We start from the raw sequence: 25160 nt of genomic DNA, 5'->3' as shown, positions 1-25160 counted from the left end.
ATTCCCTTGATATAAGGGCCCATTTTAAACGAGAGGGCACATTTGTTCTCTTGCAGATTTAGTTTCTCATCTATCCCTGTTTACCCGCAGCCAATAGAAACAGTCGGTCGCTGCGTCAGGTAACGACACCGATCTGCCATGGAACAAATTCATCCTGGCCGTAGCCGAATGCCTCGCTTTTCGAAGGCTCGCCAGACGCGCAATCAATGATCATCTGGAAAATCGTTCTGCCAAGCTCGTCAATCGTGACATCGCCGTCAATGATCGAGCCACAGTTGATGTCCATGTCCTCCTCTTGGCGCTTCCACGTCGCAGTGTTGGTCGACAGCTTGAGGGAAGGGGATGGCATGCAGCCGAAAGCGGAGCCGCGTCCGGTGGTGAAACATATCAGATTGGCGCCGGACGCGACTTGTCCAGTGGCCGAGATCGGGTCAAAACCAGGCGAATCCATGAACACCAGCCCCTTGGCCGTGACGGACTGGGCGTATTCATAGACCCCGTTCAGAGGGGTCGTGCCGCCTTTTGCCACCGCGCCAAGCGATTTTTCTAGGATCGTGGTCAGGCCACCCGCCTTATTGCCGGCTGATGGATTATTGTTCATTTCTGCGCCGTTGCGAGCGCAGTACTCTTTCCACCATTCCAGACGACGTACGAGTTTTTCGCCCACGTCCTGACTGGAGGCGCGGCGCGTCAAAAGGTGTTCTGCTCCGTAAACTTCAGGCGTTTCGGAAAGGATGGCCGTGCCGCCATTTTTTACGAGAATATCGACAGCAGCGCCAAGAGCCGGATTTGCAGTTATGCCGGAATATCCGTCAGAGCCGCCGCACTGCAGGCCAATGACCAGATGGGAAACTGGCAGTGGTTCACGGTGCACCTCATTGACGGTCGGTAGGATCGAGCGGATTTTTTCTATGCCATGCTGGATTGTTTTTGCTGTGCCACCAAGCGCCTGGATCGTGAAAGCCTGCAACGTCTCGTCCTCCGAAAGCGCGCGCTCGTCCATAATGGTTGAGATCTGGTTCGCTTCACAGCCGAGTCCGACTATCACGACTGCTCCGAAATTCGGATGGATGGCGTAACCGGATATCGTCCGGCGCACCATAGCCATGCCTTCGCTGCCGACATCGACGCCACAACCAATGCCATGCGTGAGAGCAACCACGCCATCAACATTCGGGAAGTCTGCGAGAGCCGAAGGATTGATGTCACGACGGAAATGATCTGCAATTGCGCGTGCTACACGCGCCGAACAGTTTACGCTAGTTAGAATGCCAATATAGTTGCGGGTGGCCACGCGACCATCCGGGCGTTTGATGCCCATGAAAGTAACAGGGGTAGCTTCCTGTTCGACGGCATGAAAATCCTGGCCGATGGCGAAGTCGTGTGCGACCTCCATCATTTCCAGATTATGGACATGGACATGCGAACCAGCCAGAATATCCACGCTAGCAGCGCCGATGATCTGGTTGTATTTTCGCACCGGGGAGCCAGCCGAAATGTCGCGCACCGCGATTTTGTGGCCTGCGGGTACGTCAGTGAGAACCGTGATGCCGCTTTCCCGAAGTACGGTACCTGCGGGGATCGCTTTAGCGGCAATAACGACGTCATCTTCAGGGCGAAGGCAGATAATTATTGGTGCAGACATCTCGACTTCCAGTGTCTTTGGGAATTAGGTGCCAGTCTCTCAAATGGAGACCGGCGAACTTCATGATTAGTTGATATTAGTCATGTCGGCGGGTAGGTCGACATTGTGGTAAGTCTTGTAGATCTCTCGCAGTTTACCGTTTGCGAGGTTTTCCTGAACCCAATTGTCGAGATAGCCCTTGAAAGTATCTTCGTTCTTTCGCAAGCCAATACCGAGCGGGAAAGTCTTAAGTGTCAGCTGTGGCTCAATCTTTTTAGAGGGGTTGGCGGCATTAACGGGTGCCAGCAATGACGGTGCAACCACGTAGACTGACTGCTGACCGGACACCACAGCATTGGTTGCGGTAGCGTTGTCGTCGTAACGAACTATCGTAACGTCCTTCAGATCCTCATCCGTTACTGCTTTTGTGATAATCTGGTCGTTTGTCGATCCACGCGTTACGGCGACTTCTTTTCCCTCAATATCCTTGAGTGAGTTTACTTTAAGGCCGGCGGTTGTGGAAACTGCGGACTGGATGACGGCATAAGGTGCGGAGAAGTCGACTGTCTTTTTACGTTCATCAGTAATCGAAAAGCTGGCTATAACAGCATCGACTTTGTTCGTCATCAGATACGGAATGCGGTTTGCAGGCGAAACGGAAACAACCTTCAGTTCAACTCCAAGATCTTTTGCCAGTAGTTCGGCAGCTGCAACATCCGAGCCGACCTGCTTCATTTGACCATCGACCATACCGAAAGGTGCCTGACCGAGATCGATGCCGATAGTGATAGACTTGTTCTCTTTGATCTTGGCGAGTTCGTCGGCTTGGACTGCCGTTGCGCCCGCTCCCAAAGTTAGGGCTGCGAGAAGAGCGGTTAGACAAGTTGTAAGTTTCATACTCATTTCCTCCGTTGAGTTGCTTCGAAATTGATGTCAGCGCTGGCTTCAGAGGCCGCTGCCGACGAATTGTGCAAGTTCGGGCGTTTGAGGGTTTGCCAACATTGAGCCTGGGCCGCTCTCGTGAATTTTGCCCTCGTGCATGAAGATGACATTGTTGGCCACACCGCGGGCGAATGCCATCTCGTGTGTGACGAGAACCATTGTCATTCCTTCACGTGCGAGGTGCTCCATAACACGCAGTACTTCTCCGGTAAGTTCCGGATCTAACGCCGATGTAACTTCGTCGAACAACATAACTTTCGGACGCATTGCAAGCGAACGGGCGATCGCTACGCGCTGCTGCTGACCGCCGGAAAGCTGTTCAGGATAATTGTCGAATTTTTCGAGGAGGCCGACGCGCTCCAGCACTTCTCTTGCGGTTTCTTTTGCATTCGAACGAGAAATCTTTTTCACCCAGCGTGGAGCCAGCATAATGTTTTGGCCAACTGTCAGATGCGGAAAAAGGTTATAGCTTTGAAAAACGATCCCAACGTCAAGATGCAGTTGGTGCAAGAGCTTGCTGTCAAGTTTGGGGCCGAGCGTGTGCGAACAAATTTTGATCTCTCCGCCGTTGATGGTTTCAAGGCCGTTGATGCAACGCAGAGCCGTGCTTTTTCCAGACCCGCTCCGCCCGATTAGAGCAACCACAGATTTCGGAGCTACCTCGAACGAGATATCTTTGAGAACATTTAAAGTTCCAAAGGATTTCGATACATTTGTAAGCTTAACGATTGGAGACATTAAGACGATCCTCCAGCTTGCGGCTCCACCATGCGAGTGGGTAGCACATAAGAAAATAAAGGGCGGCGACGAGCACAAAGACTTGGAATGGCTGGAACGTCGAGTTATTGATGAGCTTGCTGGTATAGGTCAGGTCGGCAACGCCAATGACTGAGGCAAGCGATGTGTTTTTGACGATCTGCACCATGAAGCCAACTGTGGGCGGCGTTGAGAGCCGCAAAGCCTGTGGCACGATAACTAGCCAAAATCGTTGGAAAGAACTAAGCGCTAAGCACTCTGCAGCCTCCCATTGTGTCTTAGGAACCGAAAGAATCCCGCCACGCCATATTTCACCGAAGTATGCGCTCGCGTAGACGGCTATTGCCAGCGACGCAGCTGCGAATGGTGGGATGTCGAAACCGATTAAAGACAGGCCAAAATATGCTAGCAGTAATTGGATCAGCAATGGTGTTCCCTGTATAATCTGTACATACAGAAAAGACGAGTAACGTATAATCCGGCTTTTGGACACGCGTGATACAGCAATCAGAAGACCTAGAAGGCCACCACCGACGAAGGCGACAAGAGAAAGGCCTAAGGTCCAAGTAGCACCGACCAACAAAGCTTGAATTTGAAAACTTGTGAGCATGGCTGAACCTAAAGTGGGGTGCCAAGGCGGCGAAGTCGTGGGAACGTCGCTCGGCCTATTAGCCAGAAGCACGCTCGGACCGTTGCCGCGAGAAGGATATAAAGAACTGCCACTACCAAGTAGATCTCGAATGAGCGAAACGTGATCGAGTCGATCCGTGTTGCAATTGAAGTGAGTTCTTCGGCAGAGATTTGCGAGACTACACTTGTGGTCAGCATGATTAGAATAAATTGACTGGTAAGTGCTGGATAGACACGCTCAGTAGCCGGAGGCAAAACTATCACTGCCAATGTCTGTAGCGGTGACAACCCAAGGCATCTGGCAGCTTCTAATTGCCCTTTACGAATTGATTCAATTCCCGCGCGCATGATTTCACAAGTATAGGCACTAATATTAATGACGATCGAAAGAATTGCACAAAAGTTGGCGTTGAGCTTAAGCCCGAGCGACGCCAAGCCAAAGTAGATGAGGAACATCTGAACCAGAAGTGGTGTATTCCGGATAACCTCAACGTAGGTGGCTGATAGTCGGCGCAGCCATTTCCTCTGCGAGCTTCGGCCAATCGCAAAAATGGTTCCAACAAAGAAGCCTAAAACGATCGTAATCGCCGACATCCGGATAGTTAGCCAAAGCCCTCTAGCTAATTCTGGCCAATATTCGGCCAGAAAGCTGAAATCGAATTGATAGTTCATGCTCTCGGTGCTCCTCCCGTTCGAGCATTCTGATAAATCTCACAAACTAGATCTGCTGTGATCGCGGTTTCAATAGCACGGCGCTTCAGCATGTTCAACATATAAGATTATATCCCATAATATGGGTTTTATCGTAAGGCACTATTGATTTAACGCGCAGCTTAGTTTCTTATCCTAACATACGGGATAAATTATCAGATTATGGACATGACAATGAGCGAAAATTTGAGTCAGGGCACACAGTCCCTATCACGGGCTTTCTCAATATTGTCTGCGGTGGCAGAGGGACATTGCGATCTTCCTTCAATTGGAAAAGCGACTGGTATGACACGTAGTACCACTCATAGATTAGTTGCATTCCTTCAACGCAACAGTTTCATGCGTTATGTTGATGGGCGAGGTTATGTGCTGGGATCCAAGTTGATTGAATTCGGCGCAAAAGCTCTCGCTCAAATGCCCCTTACTGAGGTAGCCCGACCTATCTTGCAAAAACTATCAAGTGAAACTGACGACACAATTCATCTCAGCGTCCGTGATGGAGATTTCATTATGTATGTTGATAAAGTTCCAGGTCGACGTGGCTTAGAAATGCGCTCGCGCATCGGAGCGCGAAAACCGATAGCAGTGACAGGCACTGGCAAGGCTCAAATGCTGGATCTGGATGAAACTGAATGGGCTCGGCTCTATTCACTGGCTCAGAATGAAATTTTGAACGAGGAGGTTCCACCTCCTGGTTTTTTGAACTGGAACAATTATCTAAACTCTATGCGCGAGTTCTCTAAGTTGGGTTATACGATAGAGATAGAAGAGAATGAGACCGGCATTGGTTGCGTAGCTGCGCCAATTCGCGATGCGCGGGGCCAGATCGTCGCTGGCTTGAGTGTTGCAAGCACCCCTCCGTATATTTTGAAGTCACGTCTTGTAAATATTGCGTCAATCGTGAAATCTAGCGCTGAAGAGATATCAATTGGGTTAGGCTACAGAAGCTGATTGAGAGCTAAACTCCATGGCCCGCTCGCAATATTTTATGCCACCTCTGCATCTATGACTATTTAGATGCTTGACTGGCAATCAATCCTTTATAAAAAATCGAATAGTGATGGAATCTAATCTTGCAACTTGAGGGATGAATCGAGTGACATATCCAATATTACAAAAATCGATACGTTATAATCCTGTCTCAAAATGAAGTATTTAAAGTTCACGTTATATGGCGTGCACGTCAAACCAGCTTGAAAGATCGCGTATTTTATCACGATGTTGCTTGCTGTCTGGGAACAGCGCAAAATAGCCATATCCGGTATCTAATACCTTCGGGAACGGCTGTAGTAGCACTCCACTGGCCAGATCGTCTTTTGCAAATGTGATGTCACCCATCGTTACGCCAAAGCCGCTTGCAGCAGCGGTCATTGCAAAATCCTGCGTGTCGAAGACCTGATTACGCGAGCCTCTGAGAGAATAAGCGCCTTCGGCCTGTAACCAGAGCATCCAGTCACTGTGTCGAGGATTTGAATGAATCAGCACACACCCAGCCAGTTTGTCTATGTTTGCAGGCTGCCCTAATGTTTCGATCAATGACGGCGAACACATAGGCGTCAGACTTTCTCTCACCAGAGGGATAACCACCATCCCCGGCCAACTGCCATTTCCATAAGTTATGAGCATATCAATATCGTCAACTGAGAAATTCGGACGTGCAAACCAGGCAGTATCGATATTGATATTCAGATCAGGGTACTTTTTTAAAAGATCCGGCAGGCGAGGGAGGAACCAACGCCGAGCCAGCGTCGGTGGCATGCGAATAGTCAGTGTGCGACTTGGACGTTTTGTAGCTTCAAAAGAGCTTTTAAGCGAAGCCATCAATCCATTGATGATGGGCAGCAGCGCGCGTCCCTGTTCGGTTAAAAGCACTTTTCGTGTGTGCCTATCAAAAAGGCTACAGCCGAAATAATGCTCAAGAAGCTGGATTTGGCGGCTGATCGCACTTTGACTGATGTTGAGCTGGTTGGCCGCGGCCGTAAAGCTTCCCGTATCCGCGACAACCGAAAAACTTTGGAGTGTCTGCAATGGTGGAAGACGATTATTGTCCAGCTTTAGATCCAAGGGTCACTCATAATTTCAGACGATTAAGACGGCCATTCAGTGTATCATTGAGGGCTGAAAAAGGCGAATATTATTGTATCGCGCATATGAACTCGAGTCTAATCTTCGATGAATTTATGCAATTAAAATAGAACACAGTTTGTGGGGCGCATTGTCGCCCCACAAACCTTAGCATTAAAGCAAAGCACGGATTTCTGCTATGGCAGAACGTACCTGTTGCGGAGCTGTACCGCCCCGATGATTGCGGCTCGCAACTGAACCTTCCACGGTCAGAACATCGAAAACATCATCGTTGATAACAGATGCAAATTTTTGCATCTCGCTCAGAGCTATTTCGGACAGCGTGTTCAACGCTTTTTCCCGTGCATGACCGACGATGGCAGCCACGGCGTGGTGAGCATCGCGGAAAGGCAGACCGGCACGTACAAGATAATCCGCAAGATCTGTTGCGGTAGAATAGCCCTGATCTGCTGCCAGAAGCATTTTTTCCTTCTTGACCTTTATGGACGGGATCATCTGCGTTGTTACAGATACCGCGCCACGGACTGTTTCAAGACTGTCGGTAAGTGGGGGTTTGGATTCCTGCTGATCTTTGTTGAAGGCAAGAGGCTGGCTTTTCATCAGCGATGCTGAGAAAGCGAGGTTTCCGATTAGTCTCGCGGCTTTGCCACGCAGCAGTTCTGCGAGATCGGGGTTACGTTTTTGTGGCATGATCGAAGATCCGGTGCAGAACTGGTCTCCGACTTCGATGAAGTCGAACATGGGGGTGCACCAGAGAATAATTTCTTCTGATAGCCGCGAAAGATGACCCATGATGATCGCACCTAGACTACAGATATCTATAACGTAATCACGGTCGGATACGGCATCAAGTGAGTTTCGAAACGCTGCACTAAAACCGAGCTGTACGGCGCTGTAGTTTGGATCAATCGGGAAACCTGTGCCGGCAAGCGCCGCAGCACCGAGTGGCGATATGTTGAGACGTTCGCGAGATTCTTTTACCCGCTGTCGATCGCGCAAAAACATCTCGGTATAAGCCATCAGATGGTGGCCGAACGTAATCGGCTGTGCAACCTGAAGATGCGTGAAGCCGGGCATTATTGTTTCCGCGTGTTCTTCAGCAAGATCAACAAGTGCACGAATAAGAGCAGAAATTTCCGTATCGAGTTTGTCAAGTTCACTACGGGCGTAGAGGCGTATATCGGTCGCGACCTGATCGTTACGCGAGCGCGCCGTGTGAAGTTTTTTGCCAGGCTCACCCACAAGCTCAGTCAGGCGCTTTTCAACGTTCATATGAACGTCTTCTAGTTCTTTTTTCCAGACAAATTCTCCCGATTGCATTTCCAAAGCAATTTTATTCAGGCCGGACTGCATCGCCAGATTTTCTTCTTGTGTTAAAATTCCTGCACGCGTCAGCATGTCAGCGTGCACAAGCGATCCATGAACATCGTGCAGCGCTATGCGCTTATCCTGATCAAGACATTCATGGAAATCGCGGAAATCATCAGCAACTGCTTCTTTAAACAGTGGTGACCAGGTTGAAGCCGTATTGGTTGACATCTGATAGTGTCCTCAGTTTTGCATTGGGGATTGCAGGAGGGGAAGGAGCGCCCGGACGTCCGGTGTTTTTTCGAGGTTGAGGATCAGTTCCCGTATCGCGTCAACCTGCGTCACTGGCAGTATCCCTTTGCTAAGGTCGTGATATTTTCTGGTAATTTGCTCCACAGAAAGCGGATTGTCCGGGCCGCCAAGAGGGGCTTCGACCACTAGCCGGTGTTCGTCACCATTATGCGTAATTATCCTGACTTCAGGCTCATCCTCATCAGCCATTGTTTTGTCGATTTCTATGGTCATTTTGTCGAGCCAGTCTGCAATTTCAGATGCCTCCCAAGCATTGTTGGCAAGTTCATCCAGGAACACCTTGCCGTAATGCAGTCTCGCTGCCATCGCATAAGGCAGGCTCATCTGCGCCTGTGCACGCGTCGTGATTGACTTGCTGCCGCACATTCCAAACTGAAAGGCACTCATTCCGACTTCAATCTTAGCAACATTGGAGGCGTTCAAACTGGCTTTCGTGAAAATCAAGTTGATCGCGTCAATTGCAGAATGGGTTCCACGGCATGTCGCATAGGGCTTGATAGAGCAGCGATTGATACGCCAGAATACACCGTAATCGCGTATAAGTGTCTGCGGATCAGCGTGATCTCCGCAATAGGTTGCAAAGAAACTCCCCCACTGATCGGGCTCAAATACGGCTTCTGGTCCCTGAAAGCCGCCACGCGCCAGACAAGAGGCCAAAATTCCGGCTTCGGCAGCGCGTCCGGAGTGCAGCTTTTTTGCAGAACTGCCGTTGCCGATGAAAGCCCATGTTCCCGCAGCGAATGAACAGGCTGTTCCAAGCGCCGACGAGAGATCATGCCTGTTGAGTTTAAGAAGTGAGCCAACTGCGGCGGCTGCTCCAAATACACCACAGGTGCCGGTCGAGTGCCAGCCCAGACCGTTATGGGTCTCATAGCCACCGGCTGCCTCAAGGACACGGCGACCCACCTCATAGCCCAGTATAATACTTCGCAGAAAGGCAGCACCGGTCACTGGTTCCGCAATATCTGCAAGAGCAGCAATTGCGGCGGGCAGTACGACAGCCCCCGAATGATCGCAGCCACCGCTGTCATCGAGTTCATAGGCATGAGCCGAGACGCCATTGATTAAAGCTGCCGTGCGGGCATTGGTGGAATAAGATGTTCCCCAGACCGCGCAATGACCTTCATTGCCAGATGGGTGAAGCACTTCCAGCATTTTTTGTGTTTCGAATGATCGTGCGCCTGCAAGGGAGACCCCAATCGTATCGAGAATATGCATTTTAGTTTTGTCGATGGTCGCGTCCGAAAAGGCAGATTCAGACGTTTTAGTGAGAAGACCTGCAAACGCACCCGTTATCATCGTGCGGTCTCCTTCACATAATCTTTGTAAACATTTATAGGATGTTGTGGTGGAGAAGGCTGCAAATGTTGAAGGCACCATTGTGCAATTTCAGATGCTGTCGCAAACCAAACGTCATTATGACTCTGGATAAAGTCTATCATTTCTTCAATGATACAGATCCTGCCCGGCGTGCCGCTCCATTCAGGATGGATTTGCAGTACAAAGCAGCCCCCATAACGATGATAGGCATCGAATTCTGCTTTCCAGTTTGCCAGAACTGCTTCATATGCCGGAAGCCTGCTCTGGCCTTTCGGAAAGGCGGGGGTAAAGTTGAACTGAAAATAGGGGCGGTCATCGAGTTCGATATGAACGGGAATTTCCAGAAGTCCCGATTGATGAAGGAATGGTATGTCGTCGCCATTCAACGATGCTGACCACTGGAAGCCAGCTTCAAGAAGTTGTCGGTCAAAGCCATGAGGCCAGTTGCCTGCCGGGAGGCGAAAGCCTGTGATCTCCCGATTGAGGCAGGTTTCAAGAAGTGATTTCGATTGTCTGATGCGATCCAGCGCTACCTGCTGACTTAAAAGATCATAACGTTCAATAGTAAGGCCGTGGCTGGCAAAGTCATGTCCGCTGGCACGTATGTCGCGAAGTAGTGTTGCGTGTGTCTCAGTGAGCGTCGCCGGGACGAACCAGCTGGTCGCCAATTTCTTGTCTTCGAATGTACGACACAGGCGTTCGACGCCCCGAGCTGTTCCATATTTCCACACAGAGAAGCTTTTGTTGCGATCAGCAAGATCAGGCGCAGTGGCGAGTGCGTCCAGCCCATCACTGAACAGAACAGAAATTGAAGCGGCACAGCCCTTGCCTTCAGGCCAGAAAGATTGAGACCCACCGAACTGGGTTAGCTGAGATTGAGATTGTGCAGACATCAGTTTTTCACCCGGTCTGTTTGTGCGTCGTTTGTTGCGATCCACCATTCAGCAACATCCGAGAGGCGTGTGCACCACACCGCATCACCACGCGCTTTGATTGCGCGAAACAGACCTTCAAGAATTGAAAGACGTCCCGGACGGGCGCAAACCTTCGGATGAAGTATGGTCGTCCAGCACAAACCATCCTGATGATAGCCTTCAAACTCGGCTTTCCAGTTGGCTTCAACGGTCCGGTAATCAGAAATGCGATCCAGCCCTACAGGAAAATCGGGTTCTTCCGTATAGGCGAGGGCGGTATAGTCATCGATGTCCCATCGGGCCGGGATTTCGACGAGACCGTGACCGGGCATGAATGTGTCGTGGAAGTAAGGCCTGTCATCACCACGCATAGAGCTAGAATAAACAATGCCAAAAGCTTTCAGCAATTCTGCTGTTTCATTGCTCCAGTCGCCAGATGGTGTGCGAAAGCCAACAGGCGTCACGCCGAGATAGCGTTGGAAAATTGTCTTGGAGTTTTCCATAATATCAAGCTGTTGCTCAGGAGTGCAGTCTATAAATACCTCATGCCGGTGTCCGTGATAGGCAACTTCATGTCCCTCCGTGACAATGCGGATGCAATGCTCGGTCCAATGTAAAACAACCCATGTAGGGATGAAGAACGTGGCCTTCAGGTCATATCGTGCCAGCAGATCAAGAAGCCGGGGGAGGGCTTTCCACGGACCATATGCACCTTGGGTGAAATATCGCGGATTGTCCCGCAGCGAGCCGTCAAGCATTGCGTCTCCGGTTGGGCCGTCTACGTCAAAGGCTAAAGTAACCGCTGAGCGCCGCCCTTCTGGCCAGAGAATTGGGCTTTGATGGAAAGAAGACTGCAGCATTGAGACACTCGTTACCTTATTTGCAGTTGCTGAAATTTTTCGCGCACTTAAACTGCGGAACGCGCAAACGCGTTCCGTTGGTTTGTTTCTGATATTGTTAAGCCTTGCTGCGGCTTATTTGACGCCGTTGATGACGGCTTTCTCGACCGCGTTGTGGGTCAAGCCCCACTTCTTAAGAATTTCAGCGTAAGTGCCATCTTTGATAACTTCGTCGAGCGCTTTGGCGACCGCATCACGCAGGGCGGTGTTCGACTTTTTAAAGCCCATACCGAATGTATCATTGCTTAGCAGCGGGTCGCCGATGAGTGTGAAAGTATCGGGTTCGAGACGCATCTGATAGGCAATGGTTTCAATTCCCTGTACCACGCCATCGTAGCGGCCTTGCTTCATCCCCAGACGTGCAGCATTGGAATCTGCCGTGCCTTCAAACACGATTGCTGGTTTGCCCTTTGCTACGCAGTTTGCTTCGCTCCAGTCGGTGACGTTGGTACCGAAGGTCGTGCTGCGGCTTCCTGCAACTTTCTTGCCGCAAAGATCCTCTGGCTTCTTATAGTCTGCTGCATTTGCATTCGTTGTGAAGAGAATGGGGCCGCTCGTAAGGTAATCGACAAAATCCATGCTTTCCTGACGCTTTGGATTGTCGCTCATGCCGGAAACTATAATGTCACCGCGCCCGGTTTGCAGTCCGCTTTGCAGTTCCTGAAATGCAGACGTTACAAGAAGCACATTCAGGTTGAGCTTCTTTGCCACGGCATTAATAAGATCAATGTCGAGGCCATCAAGTGTGCCGGTTTCGGGATTGACGAATTCCATCGGTGGGTAAATGGGGTTGACCAGAACGCGCAGTTCGCCTTCATTGACCAGATTGAGATTGTTGTCTGCAAGTGCGGCAGATGCTGATAACAGCGTCATCGCTGTTGCGATAAGGGTAGTAAGCTTCATGATGTTCTCCTCGTGATTAATTTTTTTGTTAAAGTACTGCCGACACGAAATTTCTAATTCGTGGATTTGTAGGATTATTGAGCACCTGATCAGGTGTTCCCGTTTCAACGATGCGACCCTCATCCATAAAGATCACACGATCTGCCACCTCGCGGCAGAAGCCGATTTCGTGGGTGACGACGATCATCGTGGTGCCTGATGCAGCAAGTTCTTTCATCACGCCGAGCACTTCACCAACAAGTTCCGGGTCAAGGGCCGAGGTCGGCTCATCAAACAGCATGGCTTTGGGGCGCATGGCGAGCGCACGCGCAATTGCCACTCGTTGCTGTTGGCCGCCTGAAAGTTCTGCTGGATATGAATCTGCTTTATCAATGAGTCCGACGCGGTTGAGTAACTGTTGTGCTTCCAAAACACATTGCGATTTTGGGCGTTTTTGTACGCCGGTGGGTCCAGCGATTATGTTTTGCAGAACGGTGAGATGCGGAAAGAGGTGAAACCGCTGAAACACCATGCCAACGGCTTGGCGCTGTTTTGCTTTTTGCTTGTCGCTGAGCGGATAGAGCTTTGTTCCTTCAATTCGAAAGCCAGCTATTTCACCATCGACCGAAATATATCCCGAATTGATTTTCTCAAGCTGATTTATGCAGCGCAGAAAGGTGCTTTTGCCTGAGCCGGATGGACCGATGATGCAAACGACTTCGCCTTTATGAATATCGAAGTTGATATCTTTGAGGACGTGAAAACTGTCGTAATATTTTTGAAGCCCGCGAGCGTGAATGATTGGTTCCATCACGCTTCCTCCTCGGCGATGGTCTGAACAATCTGCTGCTTGGGATTACGTCTTCCCCAACCTTTTGAGAAATGTCGTTCGATATAGAGCTGAACAATACTCAGCACCGTAACGATAGCCATGTACCAAATTGCAGCAACGATCAGCAGTTCGATAACGCGCGAGTTGACATAATAAATATCTTCAACGCTTCGAAGGACTTCTGAATATTGGATAACACTTGCCAGTGAAGTCAGCTTAACCATTCCAATTGTTTCATTGCCAATTGGAGGAACAATCACACGCATTGCCTGAGGGAGAACGATCTTGATCATTGCCCGGAGGCTCGTCATGCCAATTGACTGAGCGGCTTCTGTTTGCCCCTTATCAATGGACATAATACCGGCTCTTACAACCTCGGCAGTGTACGCCCCCTGCTGAATGCCTAGCCCCAGAAACGCGGCGACGAAAGGGGTCATAATCTCGACAGTCTTGACCGAAAAAAGTCCCGGAATACCGATGGTTGGAAAAATTAGCGCCAGATTGAACCACAAAAGCAATTGAAGCAGTGCTGGAATGCCGCGAAACAACCAAACATAACCAATTGATATGCTACGCAGGACACCGTTATCCGACATGCGCATCATGGCCGCCCCAACGCCTAGCAATATGCCAAGCGCCATCGCGCAGAACGTCATGATAATTGTATTGACGACGCCAGAGAGTACCGCAGGTGCAAACAGATTTGCAGAGACATATTGCCAGGCAATGTCACCTTTCCAGAAAGCTCTTATAAGAAACAGAACTCCGACGACGCATGCGACTGCGAGAGCTTTCGTTGCCCAGCGACGCGATGGGACAATTTCCAGTTTTCCTGGATCTGCGATCAAAGACTGTATCATTAAGTTCCCTCTGGCTTTTTAGCTCAGTTCTTTTGTTAATACGCATATTGAAAGCCCGCTTTCGATTTAACAAACGCAAATTAGGTATGGGATTTATGCGGTTTAGGCATAAATCATTTTTGCCAAAAATTGAGGGAGTAGATGGACTGGGATTTTATCGCGGCAGGTTTTTCGGGTCTGAATAAGTGGCAACGCTGTCGTCGTCCGATAATTGGGTGTCTAATTCATTAGGTGTTTCACATCGAAAATAACAGATTTAGGTCTTCCAGAAGTCGCTATGCTTATTTATGAACTGGCAGCGTCGGAGCCGCTATATGCTGAGCTTTTAACGGTTTGATTTCTGCTGGAACAGCCGGGCATTTCGGTGCTTTCACATACAGAAAGATGAGCCAGATATTTATAATTTTTTACTGATTATCTAAGTGGTGGTGACCGGAACTTGGCATGAACTGTTTATTACCACAGCGATACCTCTCTTCCCTTCAGGCATCACTGGCATATTCCTTGGCGATACTATGCTCATTGCAACGCTAAACAGATTGGGGCCGCGCCGTGCGGGGATTTTGTTTGCCATGAATGCGCCGATCGCGGCGTTTGGACTTCCCCTTCAAAAGTGGAGGGCTTCTGTTAGATAAGACTGACAGGAGACATAGAGTTGAAGCAGCGAGAATTTACAGAAGAGTTCAAACGCGAAGCCGTTCGGATTTTAACGACGAGTGTTCGAAGCATTTCATCGGTTGCCGAGGACCTTGGCATTGGCAAATCAACACTTGACCGCTGGCGTCGTAATTTTGTTGAGAAAGATTTGCTCTCCGGTCCGCATGAAGACATGAGCCAGGAGCTTGCTCGGCTTCGCAAGGAAAACGAACTTCTGCGCCAGGAACGAGATTTATTAAAAAACGATCCCGGGTCTCGGCCCGCCTGTGCGCGGTAGAAACAGACTGTGCTATCTTGTTGATCGGAGGGGAGTTGCCGTTAGCTTATCCTATGACTTCCGGCCGGAACGCAGCGTGCATCATGCCGTCCACACTGTGAGGATATAGTTACAGGATGGAGCTGATACGACGAGGGGCCGTTGGATCATCGAAGGTGATCTGGCAAGCTATTTCGACACGGTCCACCACCGGTTGCTTCTCAAATGTGTGCGACGACGGGTGCAAGACGGACGGTTCGTCGATCTTCTCTGGCGGTTCCTGAAGGCAGGACACATTGATCGTGGCCTGTTTACGGCCTCAAGCGAAGGTGTTCCGCAAGGTGGCGTTCTGTCACCGCTCCTGTCCAACATCATGCTTCACGAGTTTGATATGTGGCTAGAGGCGAAATACCTGAACAAGAAGGCCCGCAAGGATCGCTGGGCATGGAACTTCCGCATAAATCAAGGAAGCCCGATTGCTGTTCGTGAGAATCGGCAATGGAAGCCTGCTGTTGCCTATTGCCGATACGCTGACGACTTTGTCGTGATCGTAAAAGGAACCAAGGCTCAGGCGGAGGAAATCCGCGAGGATTGCCGGGCGTTTCTGGAAGACAGGCTTAAGCTGACGATGAATATGGAGAAGACCCATGTTACACACGTCAATGACGGCTTCGTCTTTCTGGGGCACCGGATCATTCGCAAGCGAGGGGCACACGGACGGATGTCCGTCGTCACGACGATACCCAAGGAAAAGGCCAAGGGGTTTGTTCGCAGACTTACCGAAGCCCTTTCCGGCAATCATAGTGTCAGCACGGTCGACATGATCGCCAGCCTAAACCGCCAATTGGTGGGATGGGCGGCGTTCTACAAGTTCACTGACTTCACGGCGTACGTATTCCGACGCATCGACCATGTCGTGTTCTGGAAAATGGCGCATTGGCTGGGACATAAATACCGATCTCGCATCAAACCCTTGATGCGGAAATGGTACCGGGTCCCCGAAACGGGCAAGGCGAAAACCTGGCTCGTGTTTGGTCGCAATGAACGCGGTGATCCTATCGGAAAAGCATTGAAACGGCTTGTCTCAAGCCCGAAAGCGCAATTCCGGTGGCGCAATCCCGAGGTAAATCCATACATCTTCCGGATTGAAGACCGCAGCACCGTCACGTCGCACTACCACGACGTTGCAATGGCCATGGGCCAAACTTGAATGGAGAGCCGTATGCGCTGAAAGGTGCACGTACGGTTCGGGGAGGAGAAGCGCGGGATCGGATGAAAAACGATCTGGCGATAAGTGCTTTAAAGAAAGCTATTGCAATCCGGCAACCAAAGCCGGGGCTGATCCAACACTCGGACAGGGGAAGCCAAGGCAGATTCAAGCGGTCGTCGGAACATGACTGTTTTACCTTATTGCCAGAAACGGCCTCGTTCTTCACGCTGCCATGCAGACGGACGTCCAGGGGAACGAACTTTCTCTCGCGTGCATCGATCTGTTGCTCGTTTACGAACCGTCATAACAACCTCCAATCGGTGAGCGTTGCGACGACCGCTTGAATCTGCCCAATATGCCAGTTATGAGTATCGCAAAATCCTCAAAGCTCACAAAATGCTTCCATCCATGAGTGGAAAAGGAAATTGCTATGACAATGCAATGATGGAAACCGTCTTCAAAACGATCAAGTCGGAACTGATCTGGCGCACTGTATTCCAGAACAGAAATGACGCAACCAAAGCCATTGGCGAATATATTGACGGGTTCTATAATCCCGTGCGCAGACATTCTGCCCTCGGGTATAAATCGCCGATCCAGTTCGAGATCATGAACCGGAATTTTGAGACAGAACCTCTCCACTAAATAAGGGGAAGTCCAAGCACTACATCGTCGATTTCCATAGTTCCACACAATTGCCACGACATCCCACTCCGCATGACTTCGCATGGGCATCTGAATGACATCCCGTATACGCTTGCGCGCCTATCCGGCGGCATCATGCCGCCGGTGACACAGTCGAAAGTTGTCACGATGCGCTTGATCTAAACCGTCCTCATGCATCGATTGTAGCTCACACGACAGTCACACCCATCTATCGAAACCCAAGCGCACCGTCTCAGAAGTTCTATGCTAATCTTCAGGACAACCGGACAACCTGCAGGTAATTCGATATTTGCGATTAAGGACCTGCACCGTTTTTGGATGGACAGCGTGATCAGCAAACAACGGAAGCGTCACGTTATCCGGCCTGGCTGGAAATATTATTGAGCTTCGCGATTTGTTCGTCTGAAAGGACGATATCTGCTGCGGCGAAATTCTCGCGAAGATGCGCAGGAGATGAAGTGCCCGCGATCACCAGTATGTTGGGAGATCGCTGCAGCAGCCATGCCAATGCGACCTGCTTGGGGCTTGCACCTACCTCGTCTGCGACCTCTGAGAGCAATGACGACTGCAAAGGGGAAAATCCCCCGAGCGGGAAGAAGGGAACATACGCTACGGCTTCAGCTGCCAGCGCATCGATAAGCTCGTCATCGTCGCGCCTCACCAGGTTGTACTGATTCTGCACGCACACGATCGTCGCAATCTTTTTAGCCTCGGCAAACTGTGCCATTGAGACGTTGCTCAGGCCGATGTGGCGGATCACGCCCTGCTGCTGAAGATCGACAAGCGCCTGCAGCGGTTCGGCCAACGAGCGGTCGTCCGGACCGTGCACACCACCAAGCCGCAGATTGACGATATCGAGGTCCTTCAGGCCAAGGCTTGCAAGATTTTCATGCACGGCGCGCTTGAGGCCCTCGGGTGTATGGTCCGGCGCCCAGGATGCATCATCACCGCGCACGAAACCAACCTTTGTGACGATGGTCAGATCATCAGGATAGGGCGCCAACGCTTCCCGGATCAGCTCATTTGCCACGTGCGGGCCATAGAATTCGGCTGTGTCGATGTGATTGGCACCCAGGGCGATTACTTCGCGCAGCACCGCTAGGGCAGCGTCCATGTCGCGCGGCGGCCCCCAGACGTGCGGTCCGGGCAGTTGCATGGTGCCATAGCCCATGCGTTTCAGGTTCAAAGATGTACCGGTCGGGGTGAACGTGCCGCCAAGGGAAGAAGTGCTCATGTAGGTTTTCCTGAACGTAGGTTAGTGAGTGTCATTAAGAAAGAACGATGATCTTGCCGCGTGCGTGGCCGGAGAGCTGGCGGCCCCATGCTTCCTCAAAGCGATCGAAGGGGACCGCGCGATCTATGACGGGCAGCAATTTTCGGTCGGCAATCGTGGCGACGAGTTCGCCGAGATGATCGGCGAAGGCTTTGGCATAGAAAATGCTGGCGGTGACCTCATGCGCCCTTGCCTCAGCCTCGTCGGGTGGCATGACCGTGGACACGAGCCGCCCACCCGGGCGCATGACCTGATAGGACCGGCTTTGGGTCTCACCGCCGACGAGATCCAGCACCACATCGATGTCCTTGGCTACGCTGGTGAAGTCTTGGTTGCGATAATCGATAACCTCATCGGCTCCCAGATCGCGCGCGAGCGCCAGGCCATCGCCCGATGCGGTCGCGATCACGCGCGCGCCTGCTGTGCGGGCAAACTGGACGGCAAAGCTGCCGACGCCGCCGGTGGCGGCATGGATCAGCATCGTCTCACCGGCTTTCAAACCGGCGTTGGAAAACAGGGCGTGCCACGCGGTGATGCCTGCGGTCGGGATCGCGCTACCCTGTGCGGCCGAAAGGCTTGCGGGCAGCGGCACACATGCGTTGGCAGGTGCGACAGCAAAATCAGCTAATCCCCCGCTCGATCCGGCATCAACCCAGGCTATAACTTTGTCCCCGACATTCCATTGTGTGACCGCCGCGCCAACGCGCTCGATCGTCCCTGCGAAATCGGTTCCGAGGGTAATAGGCAGGTCGATCTTGAAGAACTGGCGGGCAATCCCTGATGCCACAAGCGCATCGAGAGGATTGAGTGCTGTCGCCTCCACGCGCACGAGCACGTCGTCCTGACCGACGTCAGGTGGGGGAATGTCTTCTTTGCGGGGCGCTTCATTGAAGCTGTGAATGCGTATGGCTTTCATGGGAAACCTTCAGCCCGAGGATATTTATGCACCGGGTGCATTTTCATCTAATGCACCCGGTGCAAATTTACAAGCCCCCAGACGTGTGCGATAGCTTCGCTATGGAAATAGATTTGAACGATCAACAGGGCGTCCGCGAAACAAAGCGTCGCGAGACGCACCGCCGCATCACCGAGACTGCCCTGAAGCTGTTCACGCAAAACGGTTATGAGGCCACAACCCTCGACGAGATCGCCGAAGCGTCGGGTATCGCACGACGAACCTTCTTTCACTATTTCCGATCCAAGGAAGAGATCATCCTGGGCTGGCAGAGTGCTTTGCCCGATGTCCTGCGTGCCGAAATACTGAAGCAGGGCGTTGGAGCGTCGCCACTGGTTGTCACCGAGGCAGCGCTGATAGCCCTGGCAGCAAATATGCGCCCGGATGTCGCGGCGATGATCGGCAGGATCGTACAGTCGACCGAACAGCTCCGCGCCAGCAATCAGGCCAAGTTTTTGCAAATGGAGCAAGCGGCCTATGGCGCCCTTTGCGAACTCTGGTCGGACGCAGAAAAAAGGGGCGGACTGCGAGTAGCAGCGATGGTCGGTGTTGGAGTAATGCGGCTTTCGATCGACGCCTGGGTTGCCGAGGAAGGTCAAAGACCGCTGGCGGAGCATCTTGAAGCAAACTTCGCATGCCTGAAGATTGAGCTGGGTTCTTCCGGATAGCTGTCAGTCTGCCACGGCGATGATTGACCCGATATGTAGTTGTGACATTCGCTTTGCACGTTGGCGTCAGTTCACTCTTCTTGCCTCCACTATCCCTTCCACCTGCGCGAGGGGCCCGTCATCACTTCAGACCGGTGTGGACCAATGACCGTGAGCTGCTTGCGTGGTTCTCCTCACGCTGTAGCCTCACGCAGTTCTTCTGCAAGCATCCGGAATGGGGCGTTCGACTGCTGGGCATAGGCGATGATCCATGCGCCCTGCAGGCGAACATGAAGTAAGAACGCCGCCTTTCGCGGCTCGGCCAGTCCGAACCGGGCGGCGTGGCGCTCGATACAGTCTGTCCAGCGGGCATAGACGTCCACGGCCGTCTTGCGTAACGCCGGCTCGCTCGGTGCGGCTTGCAGGATGCTGAGCACCGGGCACGCAGGCACATATGCATCTGCAGTTACCGCACTGGCGATAGTCTCGCAAACGGCGAGCGCCCCCGCATCGAAACTCGGCGCTGCCCCGAAAGTCTTGTCAAGCATCCCCTCGACCCCTCCCCCGGCCCATCGGGTCGCGGCATCCGCGAGCTCGCGTTTTCCACCCGGGAAATGGTAGTAGAGCGACCCTTTGGGAAGATCCGACGCCTGCAGGATTTCGTTCAGGCCAACACCGGAATAGCCCTTCTGGCGAAAGAGCGCAGAGGCAGCTCGCACAAGGATTTCGCGATTTTCAATCTCGACCATGGAAGAAGGATAGCGCGCGTAGACCAATTGGTCTATAGCAATGTCTAGACCGTTCAGTCTACGGAGGGTGCATGGACCGAGAACCACAAAGGGTAGAGATAGACGCCAAGGGCGCGCGCCTCATCGGCCACTACTATTCGCCTGAGGGCAAGGCGCGAGCCAACCTTGTCCTGCACGGGGCGACCGGCGTGCCGCAGAGATTCTACCGCCATTTCGCCGATTGGGCGACAGCGAGGGGTATCGGGGTTTTGACCTATGACTATCGCGATTTCGGCGAATCCCAGGTCGGCCATCCGCGCGACAGCGACGCGATCTTCGCGGACTGGGCGGTGCTCGACCAGTCAGCCGCGCAGGCCAAGCTGGCGGAACTTGCCCCTGAGGGAGCGCTCTGGGTTCTCGGCCATTCGCTGGGTGGTCTGGGAATCCCCTTTCACGGCTATGTACCCCGCACGACCCGGGTCATCACAGTCGGGGCGGGCATCGGCCATTACACGGACCACCCCTGGAGCTACCGGCCCACGGTGATCGCCTTCTGGTTCCTGCTCGGCCCGCTCGCGACGTTCCTGGCGGGTTACATGCCCGGCAAACGGCTTCTGCTTGGAGCGGACTTGCCAGCCGGGGTTTACTGGCAGTGGCGTCGTTGGTGCACACAGCGCGATTTCTTCAACAGCGATATCGGCAAGAGTCTCCCGACCCCGAACTACACCATTGATGTGCCAATGGTTCGGATCGCGGTGGCGAGCGACGACGTGGTGGTTCCACCCATGGCGGTCAAACGGTATGCCGCTGCCCTGGCCCCCAGCAACGCTGAATATGTTCAGTATCACCCCGCTGACTACGGTCTCTCATCTTTGAAACACATTGAATTTCTCAAGAGGGGAAACGATCCCGTCTGGGCTGATCTTCTGGGAATTAACCTAAAGGACAGCGACCAATGACAGCCACCGACTTACCCTTTATCGCACAAGATGCCATCCGCGCCCGTGCGCGTACGACAATCCTCTGGGCCAATCTCTCAATGATCGCGATGGTGGTGATCCACGACGTGGATCATGTGCGGTGTTGAGTTTCGGCTGATTTTGAGCCAGTTTTCCATTTCGGATTAACCCACACGAAGACGGAAATAGACAAGGGATTCAGAAGGATACATGTGCTGGGTTTGATCAGCATCAACACAAAACTGGGCCAAATTCAGGTTGAATTCAACAGACAAGGTCATCCTGCGCACGACACCGTCTTTGATGGCACTCTACAGCCTCGTAACACTGAGGGCTTGTGATCTGCTCGGCCAAAACAGTCTTCCATACACCGCTGCCTGGTACAAAAAAACAAGCTGCACTTTCTCCGACGCCATTGGTGCAGTTCGTATGGTTTTATGGGAGCAGGATATTTATCGACAGTCCGCGTTTCATCCGGACGTACCTAAAATACCGCCAGGGCGCATCAAACGCATGGCCGAGGCGCTTTGCTTCGCTGCTTAATGTGCAAAGTCGAGCTTAGTCAGATGCTTCTTCTTCAGCATGACGCTGCAATGCCATAGGGTTTGTGACGGTTATCTTGCCGTATCCGGTTTGTATCCAGCCCGCTATTACAAAATCCCGGATTGTCATGTTGATCTGTTTCCGGGATGTACTGGCCAAAATGCCAAGATTTTCCTGCGATATTGAAATGGGCGCATGTGTTGTCCAGGCTAGTCTGTGAAGAACGGATGCGATTCGCGCACTCACGCTTTTCTTTTGGAGGTCGTGCACAATTCTGAGCAGTTTATCAGCTGCCAGAATTGACATAACGCCGAATTCCCGGATGTTACTTGGATCAGATGCCGTCATGCGTTCCATGGCTTCTAATGGGACGTGCATCACCCACGCTTCACTACACACAAACAGCTCAATACGCCGCGGGTTTCCGGTCATAAAACTATCTTCACCTGTCCAGCCGCCGGGCATGGCGATGTGAATTAGTTTCGGTGTCGTATCAGGTGGCGCGGTATTGACTATAACAGTACCAGACACAAGCCCATAGATTCCGCCAGCGGAATCGCCGGGCCGGAAAATAGTGTGCCCTGCCTTGAGCTTAAGCAGTCGCGCATTCTGTAACAAAGTGATCCGAAAGGCTTCAGACGTTTGAGCGAGCCAACCAGTTTCACATATAATGCGTTCGGCATGTGCCCGTGACATACGCGTCATTTCCCCCCCCCGATTGTTCCGTTCGACACAATTCATCGATCGAAAGCTAAATAATGTTCTGTCGCGGACGATTCGATTGTGTTGAGGTTTTTATGACAAAACAACTGAAACAGAAACAACTTCCTGTACTTTTCATAAACGGATAATGCTTCCGATGTATGTAATGCACTATCTCAATTATAAGAATATTTCTTCTGTTAAACCAATGCAATTCGGGGATTTTTCGGGAAATGGGTTGTGAAATGCGGAGCATAAACGGTCTTCTGAGCACATTTAATCGGCCCTGTGCGAGGGTTATTTCGAGCGCTGGTTTTGTGTGTTGATTATTGCTGCGGCCGGTGAGCAACCTTCTGTAGATGATCTGTCGCAACAATTAGCCAATCCATTGGCTGGTCTTATCAGTTTACCGCTCCAAAACAATTTTGAGTTTAAAGCTGATTCCGCCAAAGATGTTTTTGCTTATCGTCTCCACATTCCACCCGTCATTCCATTCAGATTGACTGATGATTGGAAGATTATATCACGCACGATTATTCGGATCGCTTATCGAGATTACTCGCCCGGCGGCGGCGTCTTAGGTCTGGGTGACATAAATGCCAGGCTTTTCCTCTCTCCCAAAAATGCCGGGCCGGGCGGTTTGATTTGGTGTGCTGGTCCGGTGTTCCTTCTTCCTACCGTCACAGATGATTATCTCGGCGGTGGCAAATTCGGACTGGGACCGACCGCTTTAGCACTCGTTCAGAAAAAAGCGTGGACGGTTGGCGCTTTGGGTAATCACATATGGTCTGTTGCCGGACCTTCGGGCAGGCAGGATGTAAGTGCCAGCCTTTTACAGCCTTTTGTTTCCTATATTTTTGGTCGTGGAAGATCGATGTCGCTCAGAGTGGATTCGACCTATGATCAGAAGGCAAACAAATGGACTGGGCCAATTAATCTGGGTACCACCCAGGTTTTCAAGCTTAATGATCAGGCTATGAGTTTTCAGTTTGGTGGACGTTATTATGCTGATGGTCCCACTGGAACCCCAGAAGGGGGACTACGCGCAACGGTGACATTTATGTTCCTGAATAAATTCGCTAATGAGTCCGCAATATAGCAGTCAAATAATCTACACTAATACGTTGAAATTCCAACGAAATTTTATCAAGTGAAGGTGTCAGCTATCCGCTGGCGGGGAGATCCGATGGCTAATATCCCTTTGACGCGCAGCCAGTTCCTTCTTCCTTTCGTAGGAATTCTCGAGGAAATCGGTGCGCCAACCAGTTCTCTTATGGAGAAATTTCGCCTGCCGCCGTCTATGGACACAAAAAGCGATCTATATGTACCGCTATTGCCTGCGATACGCTTTATCAATACTGCGCAAAATAGCCAGGATATTGAAGATTTTGGTTTCCTGGCCAGCCAAAGACTTCATTATTCTCATCTTAGGGAAAAAACCAGAACTCTGATTGCCCAATCTCCCACACTGCTTGTTGCGCTGCGACATGCCTGCAATGAGGCTTCACGCGAAGATACGGTTCTGAGTATGTGGATCGAGTACGACAACGAACACGTGCGGGTCTGCAGCAGGCTCGCCGGAACAAGCAAACTCCCGCATGTGGAACATGCGCAATGGCTTCAGAATATTTTCTCTGTCTACATCGTCCGTCAATTTGCCGGACCCAACTGGGCACCGCCCGTCATGGCTTTTGAAGCTCGCTATACGCCAAGCATTGCTACTCAGTCCTCTTGGCCAAATGTACGCTTCCTCGCTGGACAGCTTGCTTCCTGGATCACCATACCAAACAGCTGTCTTAGCCTTTCCAATCCTTCAACCGAGCTGTTTTCGCAGCCGCATGCGCATGAGGATGGCCACTCCGGTTATGACATAGCTGCAATATTGAAACTGATGTTGCCTTCCTATCTCGACGGAAGAGTTCCCACGCTTGCCGATGTTGCAGAGATGGCAGGGGTGAGTGCGCGTACCTTTCAACGCAAACTTGCAAATGTCGATCTCGCATATTCAGATATACTTGATATCGTCAGATTTGAACGATCAAGTTCACTTTTGCGAGATACTGACATCAAGATTATTGATGTTTCATTCGCGTCTGGCTACTCCGACCCGGCGCATTTCAGCCGGGCATTTCGCCGAATTTCGGGTGTTACACCACGTCAGTTTCGCGAGCAGTCGCGCTGAAGGTAAGTGCGTTTAAGTCTGACGATGATCGCTGTTGCGCGCCTTCTTATCCTTACGGTCATAAATGCCGCGCTCGATGGAAAATGGCACAAAATGGCAAGACTCGCCTTCCGCCTGTGGTAGAAATGATCGGCCAAACGGTGTTTGCACTAATCAGTGTTACATCCTGTGGTGGGGCATCGGAATGGCTAGTCAAATTGAATGAAGAGGTAACCCATGTTCCGTTCGGTTGGGATCAGTCTCGCAGTTGCTTCCGTTCTATGGACCGGCGGTGCATTTGCTGAGACGTCAGGCAGCAAAGTTCCGG

General features: G+C 51.6%; 26 protein-coding genes and 4 pseudogenes. 12 read left to right on the top strand and 18 right to left on the bottom strand.

What is annotated here, in order from left to right; genetic code table 11:
* Positions 1-115: 115 nt before the first annotated feature.
* From CEV31_RS18535 to CEV31_RS18515, 5 genes are all read right to left on the bottom strand, one after another.
* Entirely contained in the window at positions 116-1645 is a 1530-nt protein-coding gene (locus CEV31_RS18535) for a UxaA family hydrolase (protein ID WP_094509355.1), read from the bottom strand.
* 66 nt (positions 1646-1711) lie between these two features.
* A complete protein-coding gene (locus CEV31_RS18530; RefSeq protein WP_094509352.1) occupies positions 1712-2521 on the bottom strand; it encodes a transporter substrate-binding domain-containing protein in 810 nt (269 codons plus the stop codon).
* 48 nt (positions 2522-2569) lie between these two features.
* Positions 2570-3304, bottom strand: a complete 735-nt coding sequence (locus tag CEV31_RS18525; RefSeq protein WP_094509350.1) for an amino acid ABC transporter ATP-binding protein — start codon at positions 3302-3304, stop codon at positions 2570-2572.
* Positions 3288-3932, bottom strand: a complete 645-nt coding sequence (locus CEV31_RS18520; RefSeq protein ID WP_094509348.1) for an amino acid ABC transporter permease — start codon at positions 3930-3932, stop codon at positions 3288-3290. Before CEV31_RS18520 ends, CEV31_RS18525 begins: the two co-directional genes overlap by 17 nt.
* An 8-nt stretch (positions 3933-3940) precedes the next feature.
* Positions 3941-4624, bottom strand: a complete 684-nt coding sequence (locus CEV31_RS18515) for an amino acid ABC transporter permease (RefSeq protein WP_094509346.1) — start codon at positions 4622-4624, stop codon at positions 3941-3943.
* A 213-nt stretch (positions 4625-4837) separates the two neighbouring features.
* Between CEV31_RS18515 and CEV31_RS18510 the strand changes: the two genes are divergently transcribed.
* Positions 4838-5614, top strand: a complete 777-nt coding sequence (locus CEV31_RS18510; protein WP_210190957.1) for an IclR family transcriptional regulator — start codon at positions 4838-4840, stop codon at positions 5612-5614.
* A 216-nt stretch (positions 5615-5830) separates the two neighbouring features.
* Here the strand turns inward: CEV31_RS18510 and CEV31_RS18505 are convergent, their stop codons facing one another.
* The 8 genes from CEV31_RS18505 to CEV31_RS18470 all read right to left on the bottom strand — a co-directional run bounded on the left by CEV31_RS18505 (position 5831) and on the right by CEV31_RS18470 (position 14075).
* Positions 5831-6727 carry a LysR substrate-binding domain-containing protein gene (locus CEV31_RS18505; RefSeq protein WP_094509342.1) on the bottom strand — a complete coding sequence of 299 codons (897 nt, stop codon included), beginning with the start codon at positions 6725-6727 and terminating at the stop codon, positions 5831-5833.
* A 174-nt stretch (positions 6728-6901) separates the two neighbouring features.
* The gene (argH, locus tag CEV31_RS18500; protein ID WP_094509340.1) at positions 6902-8287 is read right to left on the bottom strand and encodes an argininosuccinate lyase; all 1386 of its coding nucleotides are present in this window, start codon (positions 8285-8287) and stop codon (positions 6902-6904) included.
* A 12-nt stretch (positions 8288-8299) separates the two neighbouring features.
* Positions 8300-9667: an MmgE/PrpD family protein gene (locus CEV31_RS18495; RefSeq protein ID WP_094509338.1), complete on the bottom strand. Its 1368-nt coding sequence runs from the start codon at positions 9665-9667 to the stop codon at positions 8300-8302.
* A complete protein-coding gene (locus tag CEV31_RS18490) occupies positions 9664-10581 on the bottom strand; it encodes a polysaccharide deacetylase family protein (protein WP_094509336.1) in 918 nt (305 codons plus the stop codon). Before CEV31_RS18490 ends, CEV31_RS18495 begins: the two co-directional genes overlap by 4 nt.
* Positions 10581-11462 (bottom strand): polysaccharide deacetylase family protein, encoded by an 882-nt coding sequence (locus CEV31_RS18485; RefSeq protein WP_094509334.1) that lies wholly within the window; start codon positions 11460-11462, stop codon positions 10581-10583. Before CEV31_RS18485 ends, CEV31_RS18490 begins: the two co-directional genes overlap by 1 nt.
* A gap of 114 nt (positions 11463-11576) precedes the next feature.
* Entirely contained in the window at positions 11577-12404 is an 828-nt protein-coding gene (locus CEV31_RS18480) for an ABC transporter substrate-binding protein (RefSeq protein ID WP_094509332.1), read from the bottom strand.
* 28 nt (positions 12405-12432) lie between these two features.
* Positions 12433-13194, bottom strand: a complete 762-nt coding sequence (locus CEV31_RS18475) for an amino acid ABC transporter ATP-binding protein (protein WP_094509330.1) — start codon at positions 13192-13194, stop codon at positions 12433-12435.
* Entirely contained in the window at positions 13194-14075 is an 882-nt protein-coding gene (locus CEV31_RS18470) for an amino acid ABC transporter permease (RefSeq protein ID WP_094509328.1), read from the bottom strand. Before CEV31_RS18470 ends, CEV31_RS18475 begins: the two co-directional genes overlap by 1 nt.
* Before the next feature lie 637 nt (positions 14076-14712).
* Between CEV31_RS18470 and CEV31_RS18460 the strand changes: the two are divergent.
* From CEV31_RS18460 to CEV31_RS18445, 5 genes and pseudogenes are all read left to right on the top strand, one after another.
* Positions 14713-14973, top strand: a pseudogene (locus CEV31_RS18460) (transposase); the annotation flags it as partial.
* A 175-nt stretch (positions 14974-15148) separates the two neighbouring features.
* Positions 15149-15670 (top strand): annotated as a pseudogene (locus CEV31_RS21660) (reverse transcriptase/maturase family protein); the annotation flags it as partial.
* Positions 15671-15709: 39 nt separating this feature from the next.
* Entirely contained in the window at positions 15710-16198 is a 489-nt protein-coding gene (locus CEV31_RS21655) for a group II intron maturase-specific domain-containing protein (protein ID WP_268876358.1), read from the top strand.
* Between the two features lie 38 nt (positions 16199-16236).
* A pseudogene (locus CEV31_RS21585) lies at positions 16237-16353 on the top strand (IS3-like element IS1133 family transposase); the annotation flags it as partial.
* A gap of 193 nt (positions 16354-16546) precedes the next feature.
* Positions 16547-16843, top strand: a pseudogene (locus CEV31_RS18445) (IS3 family transposase); the annotation flags it as partial.
* A gap of 376 nt (positions 16844-17219) precedes the next feature.
* Here the strand turns inward: CEV31_RS18445 and CEV31_RS18440 are convergent.
* Positions 17220-18098 (bottom strand): aldo/keto reductase family oxidoreductase, encoded by an 879-nt coding sequence (locus CEV31_RS18440; RefSeq protein WP_094509322.1) that lies wholly within the window; start codon positions 18096-18098, stop codon positions 17220-17222.
* A gap of 34 nt (positions 18099-18132) precedes the next feature.
* Positions 18133-19053, bottom strand: coding sequence for an NADP-dependent oxidoreductase (locus CEV31_RS18435; RefSeq protein WP_094509320.1), 921 nt, complete (start codon positions 19051-19053; stop codon positions 18133-18135).
* A gap of 113 nt (positions 19054-19166) precedes the next feature.
* On the opposite strand from CEV31_RS18435, the gene CEV31_RS18430 reads away from it, so the two are divergent.
* Positions 19167-19760 carry a TetR/AcrR family transcriptional regulator gene (locus CEV31_RS18430; protein WP_235818167.1) on the top strand — a complete coding sequence of 198 codons (594 nt, stop codon included), beginning with the start codon at positions 19167-19169 and terminating at the stop codon, positions 19758-19760.
* A gap of 173 nt (positions 19761-19933) precedes the next feature.
* On the opposite strand, the gene CEV31_RS18425 is transcribed toward CEV31_RS18430, so the two are convergent.
* Positions 19934-20488, bottom strand: a complete 555-nt coding sequence (locus tag CEV31_RS18425) for a TetR/AcrR family transcriptional regulator (RefSeq protein ID WP_094509316.1) — start codon at positions 20486-20488, stop codon at positions 19934-19936.
* A 71-nt stretch (positions 20489-20559) separates the two neighbouring features.
* Here CEV31_RS18425 and CEV31_RS18420 point away from each other — a divergent pair, with 71 nt between their 5' ends.
* The 3 genes from CEV31_RS18420 to CEV31_RS18415 all read left to right on the top strand — a co-directional run bounded on the left by CEV31_RS18420 (position 20560) and on the right by CEV31_RS18415 (position 21969).
* Complete coding sequence (locus CEV31_RS18420; RefSeq protein WP_094509314.1) at positions 20560-21426, top strand: alpha/beta hydrolase family protein; 867 nt, start codon at positions 20560-20562, stop codon at positions 21424-21426.
* A complete protein-coding gene (locus CEV31_RS21430) occupies positions 21423-21554 on the top strand; it encodes a hypothetical protein (protein ID WP_268876357.1) in 132 nt (43 codons plus the stop codon). Before CEV31_RS18420 ends, CEV31_RS21430 begins: the two co-directional genes overlap by 4 nt.
* Positions 21555-21684: 130 nt before the next feature.
* Complete coding sequence (locus tag CEV31_RS18415; protein WP_210190956.1) at positions 21685-21969, top strand: hypothetical protein; 285 nt, start codon at positions 21685-21687, stop codon at positions 21967-21969.
* A gap of 15 nt (positions 21970-21984) precedes the next feature.
* Here CEV31_RS18415 and CEV31_RS18410 read toward each other — a convergent pair whose 3' ends face one another.
* A complete protein-coding gene (locus tag CEV31_RS18410) occupies positions 21985-22665 on the bottom strand; it encodes a Crp/Fnr family transcriptional regulator (RefSeq protein ID WP_235818168.1) in 681 nt (226 codons plus the stop codon).
* A gap of 328 nt (positions 22666-22993) precedes the next feature.
* Here CEV31_RS18410 and CEV31_RS18405 point away from each other — a divergent pair, with 328 nt between their 5' ends.
* Complete coding sequence (locus CEV31_RS18405) at positions 22994-23770, top strand: transporter (protein WP_210190955.1); 777 nt, start codon at positions 22994-22996, stop codon at positions 23768-23770.
* Positions 23771-23857: 87 nt separating this feature from the next.
* Positions 23858-24853 carry a helix-turn-helix transcriptional regulator gene (locus CEV31_RS18400; RefSeq protein WP_235818166.1) on the top strand — a complete coding sequence of 332 codons (996 nt, stop codon included), beginning with the start codon at positions 23858-23860 and terminating at the stop codon, positions 24851-24853.
* 12 nt (positions 24854-24865) lie between these two features.
* Here the strand turns inward: CEV31_RS18400 and CEV31_RS21175 are convergent, their stop codons facing one another.
* Positions 24866-25003 carry a hypothetical protein gene (locus CEV31_RS21175; protein WP_169717399.1) on the bottom strand — a complete coding sequence of 46 codons (138 nt, stop codon included), beginning with the start codon at positions 25001-25003 and terminating at the stop codon, positions 24866-24868.
* Between the last annotated feature and the right edge of the window lie 157 nt (positions 25004-25160).

This window comes from Brucella thiophenivorans, from assembly GCF_002252445.1.
GTDB classification, from domain to species: domain Bacteria; phylum Pseudomonadota; class Alphaproteobacteria; order Rhizobiales; family Rhizobiaceae; genus Brucella; species Brucella thiophenivorans.
This window is presented reverse-complemented; position numbering and strand designations above follow the sequence as displayed.